The 13,491-nt window shown below is 68.9% G+C and carries 13 protein-coding genes; 9 read left to right on the top strand and 4 right to left on the bottom strand.

Annotated features, from left to right (window positions below; genetic code table 11):
* The 4 genes from VFG33_RS10040 to VFG33_RS10025 all read left to right on the top strand — a co-directional run.
* The coding region (locus tag VFG33_RS10040) for a glycerophosphodiester phosphodiesterase (RefSeq protein ID WP_325024778.1) at positions 1-567 on the top strand (567 nt) is incomplete at its 5' end.
* A 236-nt stretch (positions 568-803) separates the two neighbouring features.
* The gene (locus VFG33_RS10035; RefSeq protein ID WP_325024776.1) at positions 804-1,220 is read left to right on the top strand and encodes an ATP-binding protein; all 417 of its coding nucleotides are present in this window, start codon (positions 804-806) and stop codon (positions 1,218-1,220) included.
* 53 nt (positions 1,221-1,273) lie between these two features.
* Positions 1,274-2,242 (top strand): DUF5926 family protein, encoded by a 969-nt coding sequence (locus tag VFG33_RS10030; RefSeq protein ID WP_325024775.1) that lies wholly within the window; start codon positions 1,274-1,276, stop codon positions 2,240-2,242.
* A gap of 271 nt (positions 2,243-2,513) precedes the next feature.
* The gene (locus VFG33_RS10025; RefSeq protein ID WP_325024774.1) at positions 2,514-3,206 is read left to right on the top strand and encodes a DUF899 domain-containing protein; all 693 of its coding nucleotides are present in this window, start codon (positions 2,514-2,516) and stop codon (positions 3,204-3,206) included.
* A gap of 9 nt (positions 3,207-3,215) precedes the next feature.
* Here the strand turns inward: VFG33_RS10025 and VFG33_RS10020 are convergent, their stop codons facing one another.
* Complete coding sequence (locus tag VFG33_RS10020; protein ID WP_325024773.1) at positions 3,216-4,415, bottom strand: arginine deiminase; 1,200 nt, start codon at positions 4,413-4,415, stop codon at positions 3,216-3,218.
* Positions 4,416-4,647: 232 nt separating this feature from the next.
* Here VFG33_RS10020 and VFG33_RS10015 point away from each other — a divergent pair, with 232 nt between their 5' ends.
* Positions 4,648-5,406: a glycosyltransferase family 2 protein gene (locus VFG33_RS10015; RefSeq protein ID WP_325024772.1), complete on the top strand. Its 759-nt coding sequence runs from the start codon at positions 4,648-4,650 to the stop codon at positions 5,404-5,406.
* Positions 5,403-6,986 (top strand): MptA/MptB family glycosyltransferase, encoded by a 1,584-nt coding sequence (locus VFG33_RS10010; RefSeq protein ID WP_325024770.1) that lies wholly within the window; start codon positions 5,403-5,405, stop codon positions 6,984-6,986. The genes VFG33_RS10015 and VFG33_RS10010 overlap by 4 nt, the downstream gene beginning before the upstream one ends.
* A gap of 58 nt (positions 6,987-7,044) precedes the next feature.
* Here the strand turns inward: VFG33_RS10010 and larC are convergent, their stop codons facing one another.
* Positions 7,045-8,292, bottom strand: a complete 1,248-nt coding sequence (larC, locus tag VFG33_RS10005; protein WP_325024768.1) for a nickel pincer cofactor biosynthesis protein LarC — start codon at positions 8,290-8,292, stop codon at positions 7,045-7,047.
* Positions 8,289-9,005, bottom strand: a complete 717-nt coding sequence (gene larB, locus VFG33_RS10000; RefSeq protein WP_325024766.1) for a nickel pincer cofactor biosynthesis protein LarB — start codon at positions 9,003-9,005, stop codon at positions 8,289-8,291. The genes larC and larB overlap by 4 nt, the downstream gene beginning before the upstream one ends.
* Before the next feature lie 113 nt (positions 9,006-9,118).
* On the opposite strand from larB, the gene VFG33_RS09995 reads away from it, so the two are divergent.
* Positions 9,119-9,640 carry a DUF4446 family protein gene (locus VFG33_RS09995; protein WP_325024764.1) on the top strand — a complete coding sequence of 174 codons (522 nt, stop codon included), beginning with the start codon at positions 9,119-9,121 and terminating at the stop codon, positions 9,638-9,640.
* A gap of 3 nt (positions 9,641-9,643) precedes the next feature.
* On the opposite strand, the gene VFG33_RS09990 is transcribed toward VFG33_RS09995, so the two are convergent.
* Complete coding sequence (locus tag VFG33_RS09990; RefSeq protein ID WP_325024762.1) at positions 9,644-11,236, bottom strand: bifunctional phosphatase PAP2/diacylglycerol kinase family protein; 1,593 nt, start codon at positions 11,234-11,236, stop codon at positions 9,644-9,646.
* Between the two features lie 94 nt (positions 11,237-11,330).
* Here VFG33_RS09990 and serS point away from each other — a divergent pair, with 94 nt between their 5' ends.
* Both serS and VFG33_RS09980 read left to right on the top strand, forming a co-directional pair.
* Positions 11,331-12,605, top strand: a complete 1,275-nt coding sequence (gene serS / locus VFG33_RS09985) for a serine--tRNA ligase (RefSeq protein ID WP_325024760.1) — start codon at positions 11,331-11,333, stop codon at positions 12,603-12,605.
* The gene (locus VFG33_RS09980; protein WP_325024758.1) at positions 12,602-13,393 is read left to right on the top strand and encodes an HAD family hydrolase; all 792 of its coding nucleotides are present in this window, start codon (positions 12,602-12,604) and stop codon (positions 13,391-13,393) included. Before serS ends, VFG33_RS09980 begins: the two co-directional genes overlap by 4 nt.
* Positions 13,394-13,491: the final 98 nt, after the last annotated feature.

The raw sequence follows: 13,491 nt of genomic DNA, 5'->3' as shown, positions 1-13,491 counted from the left end.
GTGCTCACCCTCGAGCGGCTGCTGGAGACCGTACGAGACGCCGGCCGGCCGCTTGAGCTGGCGATCGAGACCAAGCACCCGACCCGGTACGCCGGGCTGGTGGAGCGAAGGTTGATCGAGACGCTGGACAGGTTCGGCTGGGCGCATCCCAGGATCGGAACGGAGTCGCCGGTCCGGGTGATGAGCTTCTCCTGGTTGTCCCTGCGGCGGATGCGCACGATGGCGCCCGGCCTGCGGACCGTGCTGCTGATGGAACGTGTGCCCCTGCGGTTCCGCGACGGCTCCTTGCCGACGGGCGTCTCGCATGCGGGCCCCAGCCTGGAGATCGTCACCGCACACCCCGAGTACGTCGACCGCGCGCACAAGCACGGGCACCAGGTCCACGTCTGGACGGCGAACACCGAGGACGAGGTCCGGCACTGCCGTGACATCGGCGTCGACGCGATCATCACCGACCACCCCCAGCAGGCCCTCCGAACGCTGGCCGACCCCGCCCCGGCCGCCTCCACCCCGCTGTCCAAACCGCCCAGATCCTCACTTCTCCGCCGCCACCGCCGCCCCGCCTGACCACCGCATGGCCCCGGTTGCGGAGGGTTGGTGTGTTACCTCTCAGTTTGTCGTTCTGGGTAGTCAGCTGAATGCACCGAGTCATTCACACGTTCAATTCTGTCTCTTTTGTCTCGGTTTCTCTGCTAAACGTGTGATCTTCCCCGCCGATGTGTAACGGAATACGTGCAGGTGTTTTAAAGGCTTGATCGGGGGCAGAAGTGGTAGTGCTGTACCGATCATTGAGGAGACCCTGCTTGTCCTCTGCGACCCTGCCCGCCGACGTGAGCGTTGTGGACGTCGTCCTGCCGCACGAAGTCTCCGCGGTAGCGGACGCCCGCCGCCGTCTGGCCGGCTATCTCAAGCGGCACCAGGTCGCCGAGAACACCTGCGACGACGCGCAGTTGGTCCTCTCGGAACTACTCTCCAATGCCATCCGCTATGCGCCTGCCCTCCCGACCGGGGACGTCCACGCCGCCTGGTGGCTCGACAAGGCCGGCATCCACCTCGAGGTGACGGACGGGTGCGGCGAGACCGAGCCGCAGCGGATCAGCGACGCGCACCCCGAATCGATCGGCGGCCGCGGACTGGCGATCGTCGACGTGCTCACCTCCGACTGGGGCGTCCGTACCGCCGACTCCCGCCGGACCGTCTACGCCCTCGTCCCCCGCTGAGTAACTTCGGTCTGCGTTAACCCCGGCAAGGCAGACCCTGCAAGACTGCGGGCATGGGAAAGAAGTCGCGCAACCGCGCCAAGAACACCACGACCGTCACGCTCGACCCGGCCGATCTCGTCGACGTCGGCCCCCGGGAGCCTTGCCCGTGCGGCTCGGGCAAGCGGTTCAAGCAGTGCCACGGCCGCGAGCTGGCGCAGGCCGCCGACAGCTTCGTGGTCCGGCCGTTCGAGGGCCTGCCGGCCGAGTGTGACCTGATCGCGTTCCGCGAGATCGTCCCGGCCGGGACCGCCGAGGTGACGCTGGGTGGCGAGCACCAGGGCAAGACGGTCAACCTGGTCACGCTGCTGCCGATGGCGATGCCGGGCCTGGTCCGCGACGACGAGACGATCTGGATCGGTCTGCAGACGCACGCGTCGTCCGGCGACCCGAGCCGCGATGTCGGGCACGCGATCACCGCGGCACTGGAGACCGAGCCGGGCAACCCGATCCAGCTGGGCGACCTGCTGAAGGACGGCCCGCGGCTGCAGGACCTGATCGACACCAGCAAGCCGATCACGGTGAAGGTGCACGAGGGCTTCGACTACTGGGTCGGTGAGAACGTCGAGGACCCGACCGGTGAGGTCGCCGCTGGTCTGGAGCGAGCGAACGACGCCGCGGCTCCGACGGTCCGCCTGGAGTCCGTGGACGCGGCGTACTGGACGCAGATCGGCGATCGCCGGTACCTGCGCTGGGTGATGCCGCACGACGAGGACACGCTGCTCGACGCCCTCGCGCGACTGCATGCGGCCGGTTCGTCCGCCCTGACTGAGGGGAGCCGCCTGATCGGGTCGTTCCGCGCGCTCGGCGTACTGGCTCCGGTTTGGGAACTGCCGGCCGATGCGGAGGCAGCGGACCTGGAGAAGCCGGCCGCGGACTTCCTCGCGGAACTCGACAAGGCGCTGGCCGCCAAGGCCTCACTCAGCACAGAGGAACGCGCCGCCCGCGCGGGCCTCGCCAGTCGCCAGCTGACCATCCGCTAGACCGGCCTAGACCAGCAACAACAGAAGGGCCCGCGCTGAGCGCGGGCCCTTCTGGTTCAAGCCTTCATGACCATTGCCATGAACGTGGACGGCCCAAGTCCTGCTGACGGGGGAGCAACAGGGCCTGGGCCTAGCAAGGAAGAGTACTCACATCAAGCCCTGACAACAACCCCCGATTTCACTCCGCGTGTCGCCCGCCCTACCTGTCTTGTCAACCACTTCCCGACGCCGGCGGAGCATGATGAACGAGACGACAGTTAGGAGAACCGAGATGACGGCAAGGGGAGAGCTGCCCCAGGTGGTGTCGCGCGAGGAGTGGCTCGCCGCCCGCAACGAGCTGCTGGCCAAGGAGAAGGAACTCACTCGCGCCCGCGACAGGCTGAACGCCGACCGGCGGCGCCTGCCGATGGTGCGCATCGACAAGCCCTACACGTTCGAAGGCCCGAACGGGACCGTCGGCCTCCTCGAGTTGTTCGAGGGCCGGCCGCAACTGGTGATGCACCACTTCATGTTCGGTCCGGACTGGGACCAGGGCTGCTCGAGTTGCTCCTCCGCGGCCGACGGGATCGGCAGGCTGCGGCAACTGCACGTGCGCAACACCACGCTCGTGGCCGTCTCGCGGGCGCCGTACGAGACGCTCGCCGCGTACCGCGAGCGGATGGGCTGGAGCTTCCCCTGGTTCTCCTCGTACGGGAGCGACTTCAACTACGACTTCCACGCCACCCTCGACGACCAGGACGAGATCCCGGGTGTCAGCGCCTTCCTTCGGGTCGGTGAGGAGGTCTTCCACACCTACTCCACCTTCGGCCGTGGCATCGACCTGTTCCACAACGGCTACCACTACCTCGACCTGACCGCACTCGGCCGCCAGGAGGCCTGGGAGGAGCCGCAGGGACGCGCTGTCCCCCTCGGACTGCAGGTCGGCGGCCCCAACATGCGCGTGCCGGACGAATACGACACCTGACGGGTGGGGTCAGACGGTGGTCAGGGGGTCTCGGAGGACGGGGCAGGACATGCAGCGGGGGCCGCCGCGGCCGGAGCCCAGTTCTGAGCCGGAGATCCGGATGACCTCGATGCCCGACTCCTCCAGGCGGGCGTTCGTCTCCACGGTTCGTTCGTAGGCGATGCAGACCCGCGGGGCGAGGGCCAGGGTGTTGTTGCCGTCGTCCCATTGCTCGCGTTCGGCCGTGACCGGGTCGAGGCCGGTGTCGATGCGCCGGAGTGTGTCGATGCCCAGCGCCTTCGCCGCGGCGACCAGGAACGGCTCCGGCTCGGCCACGTGCAGCTCTTCGCCGTCTGTCGTGACGGCCAGTGCCCGCATCTCCTCTGCCATGTTCGGGTACATCAGCACGGCATCGACATCGACCATCGTGCACACCGTGTCCAGGTGCATCGTGGCCCGCTGCTGCGCGATCGGTACGGCGAGCACCGTGTGCGCCAGATCCTTCGCGAACACCCGGCGCGCCAACCGCTCCACCCCGGCCGGCGTGGTCCGCTCCCCGACCCCGACAGCCAGTACTCCGGGTCCGAGCGCGAGCACATCCCCACCCTCGACGTGCTCGAGTTGGTGGTCGTACACCTTGTTCGCCCCGGCGAACCGCGGGTGGAAGGTGTAGATCAGCTCGGTCAACTGCGTCTCCCGGGCCCGCGCCGGCATCGCCAGCGAGGTCACCGCGACGGAGTCCCGGATCCACACGCTCGAGTCCCTGGTGAACAACAGGTTCGGCAACGGGTCGATCAGGAAGTCCTCGTGCGCCAGCAGCGACGTCACCAGACCGCCCACCCGGACCTCGTCGTTCCGCACCCCCGCCATCAAGGCCTCGGCCAGTTGGGCCGGGTCCAGCGCGGTGAGGCTGGTTCGCAGATAGTCGCGGAGGGTGTCGCCGAGCCGGAGATCCTCGGTGGCGCCGACAACGGCCGCGGCGCGAGCCGCAGGGTCGCCGAGGGCCTCTGTGAGCAGTTGGCCGAGGTAGAGCACCTCGACGTCACGGTCGCGCAGCGCCTGGGCGAACGCGTCGTGCTCGTCCTGGGCCCGCCCGACCCACGGAATCCCGTCGAACAGCAGTTTGTCGTTGTTCCGCGGGGTGAGCCGGCGGAGCTCGTTGCCGGGTCGGTGCAGCATCACCGTCCGCAGCGGCCCGACCTCGCTGTCGACGCCATATGCCTCAGTCATGCCCTGCCCTCTCGTCGACGCGGCTGGTCCCTTCCAAACTACGGCAGTCAAGCTACGGCAGCCCCGCCTCCGATGCGGGGAACTGCCGGCGAATCTGTCTGATTGTCCGACAATTTCCGCTCAGCTCCAACTCCGGCTGCCCGGACCGAGCGTCGTTCGAAAGGACGAGATATCCCCAGCGGCCGGGTACGGAGGCAAACGATCGGCTCGGGAGCAATTAGGCTGCGGTGTTGTGTCCGGGAATGAACAGCCGTCCGTCGAGCGGCCTGCGGAGCGCGGAGTCGCCTGTGTGATTCCCGCCAAGGACGAGGTCGCGCGGATCGCGGCCACGGTTGACGCCGTGCGCAAGATCGTCGGCGTCGACCTGGTAGTGGTCGTCGACGACGGTTCGACCGACGGCACCGCGGAGGCAGCCGAGCGTGCGGGAGCGGTCGTAGTACGGCATGAGCGCAACCGGGGAAAGGCCGCGGCGATGGAGACGGGCGCGGCCGAGGCCGCGTCCCGGGACGGTGCCAGGGCACGGCATCTGCTGTTCCTCGACGCTGACCTGACCGAGTCCGCCACCGGGGCCGAGCCGCTGATCGAGCCCGTGCAGGCAGGTCGCGCCGACATGACGATCGGGACGCTTCCGGCGCAGCTCCGAGCTGACGGCAGCAAGGCCGGCGGCCGTGGTTTCGTCGTCCGGCTCGCACGAGACGGGATCGAGCAGGCGACCGGCTGGACGCCGGAGCAGCCGCTCTCGGGTCAGCGCTGCTTGACCCGCATTGCCTTCGACGCCGCCCTGCCGCTGGCCAGCGGGTTCGGCGTCGAAACCGCGCTGAGCATCGATCTCGGCCGGAAGGGTTTCAGGATCCTCGAGGTGCCGATCGAGGTCGGCCATCGCGCAACGGGCACGGACCTGCGGGGCCAGTTGCACCGCGGTCGCCAGTTCCTGCACGTCCGCCGCGCGCTCGCGGCCCGCAAAGCCCTGCCCGTCCGGAAGTCCAGATGAGCACCGACCGGTCCGAAGCCGCACAGCAAGAGGACGAGTCGCTGACCGCCGAGGCGCCCCCGGCAGACCCGAAGGCGCTGAGAGACGGCCGCCGGGCGATCGGGCTCTACCTGATCTCGACCGTGCTGATCGTGGCCGCCGGCCTGCTCGGCCCGTCGGTGGTCGTGCTGACCCTGACGAACCGCCACGCCTGGCTCCCGTCGTACTGGTTCAACGCGAAGCCGAACGACTGGCTCGTCACCACCATGGTCTACGTCGCGATCCTGCTCGGCGGGTACGGCGTCTACCTGGCCACCCGGGCACTCAAGAACGGCTGGGCCCCGAGGGTCGACCGACTAGTTGCCCTAGGCATCGGTACGACGGCCGCGATCACCCTGGTCCCGCCGATGGCATCCGGCGACGTCCTGATCTACGCGGCGTACGGGCGGATCATGTCGCTCGGCGGCAACCCGTACACGACCGCGCCGGCGGACACCATCAGGCTCGGTTACGACCCGGTGATCGCAGCGACCGAGCGGCCGTGGCAAGGCGCGAAGAGCGTTTACGGCCCGATCGCGACCTGGATCCAGTGGTTCTCGTCCTGGGTCGGCGGCGACTCGATGCAGCTCACGGTGTGGATGCTGCAGTTGTCCGTCGCGGTCAGCCTCGTCGTGACCGGTCTGCTGCTGCTGAAGCTGGTCGGGCCGAACCTGCCTAACCGTCGCCGAGTCCTGCTGCTCGGGCTGGCGAACCCGCTGATCCTGTGGACGGTTCTCGCCGGCGCGCACAACGACGCGATCGCGGTGATGTTCGCGGTGATCGCGCTGGTGCTGTTCCGGCGACATGTGTTCTGGGCCGGCATCATGCTCGGCGTCGCGGGCTGTACGAAGCTCTCGATCGGCCTGGTCGGGGTCGCGATGCTCTGGTCGCTCCGCGGGGATCGCCGGCAGGTGCTCAAGTTCTGCGTCGGCGGCGCGGTCGCGATGGTCGGCCTGTACGCCTTCGTCGGGCTGCAGGCGTTCCAGCAGGCCCGGTCGCAGACGTCGTTCATCTCGACCGGCACTCCGCACAAGGTCCTGCTCAGCCTCTTCGATTTGTTCCTGCCCGGGGCCCTGGTCCGCACGATCCTCGCGATCGTCGCCTGGCTCGGTCTTGTGGTGGTCGCGATCCTGCTGTCCCAGGTGTTCCCCAAATCGCTGGTGCCGCGCACGCACCCGGAGGACCGGACGCCGGACGCGATCCGCTACACCGCGATCTACGCGATCGCCTGGCTGCTCACGGCGATGTACACGCTGCCCTGGTACGACCTTACGGCGTGGATCGCCCTGGCGGCGGTGGCGGGCTCACAAGTGGACAAGATCATGGTCGTCAGGACCACCATGCTCGCGATCGCCTACGTACCGGGTCGGGACCCCAACGCGAGACAGGTCGCGGCCTCGCTGTCGGACTCGCTGGAGTGGTTCAGCGCTCGCCTCCGGGACACGATCTGCCCGGCGATCGAGCTCGGTGTCCTGATCGCCCTGATCATCTGGGCCCGCCGCGGCGGCGCCCAGTGGTGGCCCTACGACTGGCCGAAACGCAAGCAGAAGGTCGCCTCGTAGTTGCTTACGTCCGAAGAACCTTGCGCTATGGCCTCAGGTTCTTCGGACGCAACGAGCTTTAGCCCCAGAGTTCGTGGCCGGCGGCGATCGCTTGGGCGAGGACGGACTTCACCGGCTTGTTCAGGACGGTGGCGGCCGCGGCGACATCGTCGTACTCCGGTTGCACGTTGACCACCTGGCCGCCGTACCGGGCGATCTTCACGTGGATCAGTTGCCCGCTGACCTCGACGCTGGCGAACTCCCGGTCCGCCGCGTGCTTGAGGATCCCGAACTCGCGCAGCCCGATCGCGGATGTCTCGGTCAGGATCACCGAGCGGACGATCTCCGCGTTCGCGCTGCTGGTCAGGACCGACAGCGTGTGCGCCGGGCGGCCCTTCTTCATCAGGATCGGCGTCAGCCACGCGTCGGCGGCACCCGCCTCCAGCAGCCGGGAGAGCACCTGCGGCCAGATCCGCGGATCCAGGTCGTCCACGTTCGTCTCGTAGACCAGTTCGGTCGTCGGCACCTCGGTCGACTCGCCGATCACCACTCGCAACACGTTCGGCACCTCGACGGGATCACGCCCGCCCGCCCCCACGCCGGTCTGCTGGATCCGCATCGGTGGCATCAGCCCGAACTCGTCCGCGAGCGTCGCCAGCAGCGCCGCCCCGGTCGGCGTCGTCATCTCGTACGGCGCTGTGCCGCCGACGACAGGTGCCTCCGCCTCGGCCACCAACGCCAGTACGGCGGGGCCGGGCACCGGGATCCCGCCGTGCTGACCGCGCACCTGGCGTCCGCCGCCGAGCGCGATCGTGGAAACCACGATCCGGTCGAGCTCGAGACTCACGGAGGCGGCAGCAACCCCGACGATGTCCGCGATGGCGTCCAGCGCCCCGACCTCATGGAAATGCACGTCCTCCACCGCAACCCCATGAGCAGCAGCCTCAGCCCGAGCCAGCCGCGCAAAGGTATTCAGCGCCCGATCCCGGACCGCCACATCCAGCCCAGCCGCCTCAATCAACCCCCGAACCTCAGCCCACGACCGCGTAGGCCCACCAGCCTCATGCCCATGCCCATGCCCGTGTCCATGTCCGGCAGGAGGACTGTCTGGGAAGTTCTCTGGGTGGAGTTCACCGTTCACTCGCACGGATGCTTTGGTGGCGGCGATCTGATGTCTGCTGGTTTGCTCGACCGTCACCGAAAGCGACGCATCCACCGAAGCGACCGCCGCGTTCACCAGCGCCCGATCAGCACCGGCCGCGAGGAACGCCCCGAGCAGCATGTCGCCGGAGGCTCCGGCAGAGCAGTCGATCCACGCGACTCTCACTGCTCCTTCACCTCCGCCGGCGCGGCCCGCCGCGCCACCCGCGCCGCGAACACCCCGGCTCCGAACCCGTTGTCGATGTTCACCACCGTCACCCCCGGAGCACACGAGTTCAGCATCGCCAGCAACGCGGCCACCCCACCGAACGACGCCCCATACCCAACAGACGTCGGTACTGCGACCAGCGGTACCCCGACGAGTCCGCCAACCACACTGGGCAGAGCGCCTTCCATCCCCGCCACCACGATCAGGCAGTCGGCCGCGTCCAGCCGCTCGCGCACCCCCATCACCCGGTGCAGCCCGGCCACACCGACATCGGTGATCAGATCCACCCCAGCGCCGAACACCCGGACAGTCGTGGCAGCTTCAGCCGCCACCGGGCCGTCCGACGTACCAGCTGACACCACGGCCACCGTGCCACGCAGTACAGGCGGCTCGCCCAGGACCGCAGTGCGGCCCACCGGGTCGACCACTGCATCGGGCAGCGCGGCACTGACGGCCTCCTGGGCCTCAGGAGCCAGCCGGGTCGCAAGGACGGCTCGGCCCGGGTGCGTCGCGTGCAGGGTGCGCAGGAGTTCCACGATCTGCGGCGGCGTCTTGCCGGCGCCGTAGACCACTTCGGCGTCGCCGGTGCGCTCCAGCCGATCGGTGTCGAGGCGGGCAAAGCCAAGGTCATGCACCCCGGGCTGAGGACCAGGGTCAGGCAAATGAGTCACGCCGCGAATCTACGTGTCCCTGACCGAATCCGCCGATTCCGCCGGTCAGCGGACACGCAGAGCAGCCACCTGACCACTCAGGCAGAGCACCCACATGCCCTAGGCTGCCGTGCGTGTCTTCGACCTTAGCCGGTGCATTCGGTATCGCCGCCCTCTTCGTGGCGGTGCTCGCCCTGGTGTTCGCCATCCAGGCGCTGCGGGCCCAGTCGGGCACAGCCAAGGCCGCCAAGCTGCCGGCGACGCCGGTACCGCCGGAAGTCCAGCAACCCCCGCAACCTGAGGCCAAGCCAGGCACGGTGAAGTCGGAGCTGCGCCGCTTGAGCAAGGAGCTCGAGGCGGCGCGCGGCGAGATGCGGCAGAACCTGCAGCACCTGGCGGTCGTCCGGTACGACGCGTTCGGTGACATGGGTGGCCGGCTGTCCTGGTCGATGGCGCTGCTCGACGACAGCGGCGACGGCGTGGTGCTGACCTCGATCAACAGCCGTAACGACGCCCGCTCGTACGCCAAGGAGATCAAGGCCTTCCAGAGCGACTCCAAGCTGTCTCCCGAGGAGGGTGAGGCGCTCGACATCGTCCGCAAAGAGGCCTCGCCCGGCCTCCAGGACCCCGACGACCAGCAGCCCACCGGCTCCTGAGGCTCAGCGGCGCTTCGGGACCCGTACCACCAGGCATCCCGGCTCGACCTCGGCGGTGAGGCTGCGGCCCGGGCCGATCCCGTCGCCGTCGAGCTGCCGCTGGACGTCGACCGCGGCCACGATCTCGACCTTCCGCCCGGTGAAGCGCTCCAGGTACATCTCGGTCCGCTTCGTCCGCGTCATCACCCGCCAGAACACCAGCGGCCACTGCGTCACCCGGCGCGGCGCGATCACCACCACGTCGATCAGCCCGTCGTCCGGGCGGGCGTCGGGCAGCAGCGGGATGTTCGCCTGCAGCATCCCGACATTGCCGACCACCACGGTGCGGACCCGGCGCTCCAGCGGCTCCTCGTCGTCCAGGCTGATCCGGACCTTCACCGACGGATGGTTGATGTTCTTCGCCGCCGACACCAGGTACGCCGTCCAGCCGATCTGCGCCTTCAGGTGCGGCGGTGCGTCCGAGATGATCGCCGCGTCCAGCCCGAGTCCGGCCATCACCGCGAACCGGTCGGTGTCCAGGCCGTCGCCGTGCACCTTGACCAGGTCGATCCGCCGGTCGCGGCCCTCCAGGATCCGCTCCAGCGCGTCGTCCAGGTCGAGCGGGATGTGCAGGTTCCGGGCCAGCAGGTTGCCGGTGCCCGCCGGGATCACCCCGACCGGGATCCCGGTGTAGGCGAGCGCAGCGCAGACCACCCGGACCGTCCCGTCCCCGCCGGCGACCAGGACGAGGTCCGACTCGTGCTCGATCGCCCGCTTGGCCATCGCGTTTCCGGCGTCGTCCTCCCGGGTTTCCAGCCACAGCGGATCCTCGAACCCCCTGACCGCGAGCGCCCGCGTCACCTTGCGCCGGAAGGCGACGCCGTCGCCGACCTTGATCGGGTTGACGATCACCGCGGCCCGCGGCGGGATCGCGTTCTCGTCACCGACCGAGCCGGTACGCCGGCGGCGGCGCCGCAGACCCGGGCGCAAACCGAAGCAGATCGAGGTGGTCGTCAGGACGGCCAGACCGAGAGCCCAGCCGCCGAGCACGTCGGACACGTAGTGGACGTCCAGCAGGACCCGGTCCACCGACACGATCCAGACCACGGCAATGGTCGGCAGCGTCACCAGCAGGCGAAACCGCCGGCGCCAGCCGCGCACCGACGGCAGCACGACACCGAGCGCACCAGCGAGCACGAAAGCCGCGGCGGCATGCCCGGAGACATAGGACCAGCCGTCGGCCTCGATCAGCATCTGGGCGGGGCGTGGCCGCTCGAAGATGGCCTTCACCGCCTGGACCAGCCCGAGCTCCGCGCCGGCCGTGACCACCAGCCAGACCGCCAGCAACCGGGCTCGACGGTGCCACAGGTAGATGGCCACCACGGCGATGATCCCGCGCGCGGTCCAGGGGACGGTGATCGCGGAGACGACCTGCCAGAAGTCCACGACGTTTTGGTGCGCGGCGCCGTACTCGGCCGCCTCGTCGGCGACGGACAGGTCCCAGCGCCGCAGCGGCGACCAGTCCAGGAAGACGAGCAGGGTGATGACGGTGAACGGCAGCACACCCAGCACGACCGTCAGCACACGGCCGACAGGACTGGGTGGATGGTGGTTCATGGCCCGCTCAAATCCCCCTCGACGATCGGCTGGTGCCAGCTCATCATCCCGAATACACTTCGCCGCCGCTGACACGCCCCGATACGCTCTGGGTGTGATCGATGCCAAGTTGCTCCGTGAGAACCCCGATGTCGTCCGTGCCGCTCTGACCAAGCGCGGCGAGAGTACCGACCTGGTCGACCAGGTGCTGGCGGCCGACGGTGATCGTCGATCGTCCATCGCGGCGTTCGAGTCGCTGCGGGCGGAGCAGAAGGGGCTCGGCAAGCAGGTCGCCCAGGCCAAGGGCGACGAGCGGACCGCACTGCTGGAGCGGACCAAGGCGCTGTCCGCCGAGGTGAAGGCGACCGAGGCCGCGGGGAAAGAGGCCGAGGCGCGCTTCGAGGAGCTTTCCCGTGGACTGCCGAACCTGGTCTCCGACGAGGCCCCGGTCGGCGGCGAGAAGGACTTCGTGGTCGTCGAGGAGATCGGCAAGCCGCGAGACTTCGCCGCTGAGGGCTTCGAGCCCCGCGACCACCTCGAGCTCGGCGAATTGCTGGGCGCGATCGACATGGAGCGCGGTGCGAAGATTTCCGGCGCGCGCTTCTACTTCCTCAAGGGCGTCGGCGCGCTGCTGCAGCTCGGCATGCTCCAACTGGCGATCGCCCAGGCGGTGGAGGACGGCTTCACCCCGATGATCACGCCGACCCTGGTCAAGCCCGAGGTGATGGGCGGCACCGGCTACCTGAACGCCCACGACGACGTCTACCGGCTGGAGGAGCCCGAGCTCTACCTGGTCGGTACGTCGGAGGTTCCGCTCGCCGGCTACCACATGGACGAGATCATCGACGTCTCCAATGGCCCGGTCCGGTACGCCGGCTGGTCGTCCTGCTACCGCCGCGAAGCCGGTTCGCATGGGAAGGACACCCGCGGGATCATCCGCGTCCACCAGTTCGACAAGGTCGAGATGTTCTCCTACTGCACCCTGGAAGAGGCCGCCGCCGAACACCAGCGGCTGCTCGGCTGGGAGAAGGAGATGCTGGACAAGATGGAACTGGCCTACCGGGTGATCGACACCGCGACCGGTGACCTCGGCGCCTCGGCGTACCGGAAGTTCGACTGCGAGGCGTGGGTGCCGACCCAGGGCGCCTACCGCGAGCTCACCTCCACCTCGAACTGCACCGACTACCAGGCCCGCCGGCTGAACATCCGGCACCGCGACGAGGACGGCAAGACCCGCGCCGTCGCCACGCTGAACGGGACGCTGGCCACCACCCGCTGGCTGGTCGCGATCCTGGAGACGCACCAGTTGGCCGACGGCTCGGTCCGGGTACCGACCGCACTCCGCCCGTACGTCGGCGGCCGTGAGGTCCTGGAACCGGTGGGCAGATGATCGACGGCTGGCGGCCGAAAGCCGTTGCCCTCGACATCGACGGCACGCTCCTGCACCTGGACGAGACGATCTCCCCGGCCGTCATCGACGCCGTACGCCGGGCCGCCGCCGAGGTCCCGGTGATCCTTGCCACCGGCAGGTCCTGGCAATCCACCAAGCCGGTCGCGGACTTCCTCGGCCTGCCGGACGGATTCGTTGTCTGTAGCAACGGCGCGACGACGATGCGCTACCCCGACGGCGAGGTGGTGGACGAGCGGACCTTCGACCCGACGACCGTGATCGCCGCGGTCCGCAAGCATGCCCCGAACGCGCGGATGGCGGTGGAGGAGCACGACTTCGGCTACCGGGTGACCGCGCCGTTCCCGGCCGGGGATCTCGGTGACGGCAGCGGGATCCGGGTGGTGACGGACGAGGAGCTCGCGCCGGAACCCGTCACCCGGTTGATCATCCGCGACCCGGCCCAGTCCGAAGCGGACTTCGTCCACCTGGCGGAACGCCTCGGCCTGCACGGGGTCAGCTACTTCGTCGGCTGGACCGCGTGGCTCGACATCGCACCCGAGGGTGTGGACAAGAGCACCGGCCTCAAGGTGGCGATGGCCCAGTTCGACCTGGAGGCTGCGGATCTAGTGGCGATCGGCGATGGGCGCAACGACATCGAGATGCTCGTCTACGCCGGTCTGGGGATCGCCATGGGGGCAGCTCCGGACGAGGTGAAGGCCGCCGCCGACGAGGTGACCAAGACGGTCCATGACGACGGCGTGGCCGCAGGCCTCAACCGCTGGTTCTGAGCGCCCTGTACGGGCAAAGCGGCATCAGCCACAACGGCGAAAACCCGCATGATCATTCGTCCCCTTTTCACCCTCCCCGCTGACTTTCCAGTCACTGT

The organism is Kribbella sp. (assembly GCF_035687465.1).
Lineage (GTDB): Bacteria > Actinomycetota > Actinomycetes > Propionibacteriales > Kribbellaceae > Kribbella.
The sequence above is the reverse complement of the archived record's forward strand: the minus strand, read 5'-3'. Positions and strand labels throughout refer to the sequence as shown.

Coding starts and splice junctions, on each gene's coding strand:
- VFG33_RS10030 (WP_325024775.1), top strand. CDS start 1,274: ATGGGAAAGAAGTCGCGCAACCGCGCCAAGAACACCACGACCGTCACG.
- VFG33_RS10025 (WP_325024774.1), top strand. CDS start 2,514: ATGACGGCAAGGGGAGAGCTGCCCCAGGTGGTGTCGCGCGAGGAGTGG.
- VFG33_RS10020 (WP_325024773.1), bottom strand. CDS start 4,415: ATGACTGAGGCATATGGCGTCGACAGCGAGGTCGGGCCGCTGCGGACG.
- VFG33_RS10010 (WP_325024770.1), top strand. CDS start 5,403: ATGAGCACCGACCGGTCCGAAGCCGCACAGCAAGAGGACGAGTCGCTG.
- VFG33_RS09990 (WP_325024762.1), bottom strand. CDS start 11,236: ATGAACCACCATCCACCCAGTCCTGTCGGCCGTGTGCTGACGGTCGTG.
- VFG33_RS09980 (WP_325024758.1), top strand. CDS start 12,602: ATGATCGACGGCTGGCGGCCGAAAGCCGTTGCCCTCGACATCGACGGC.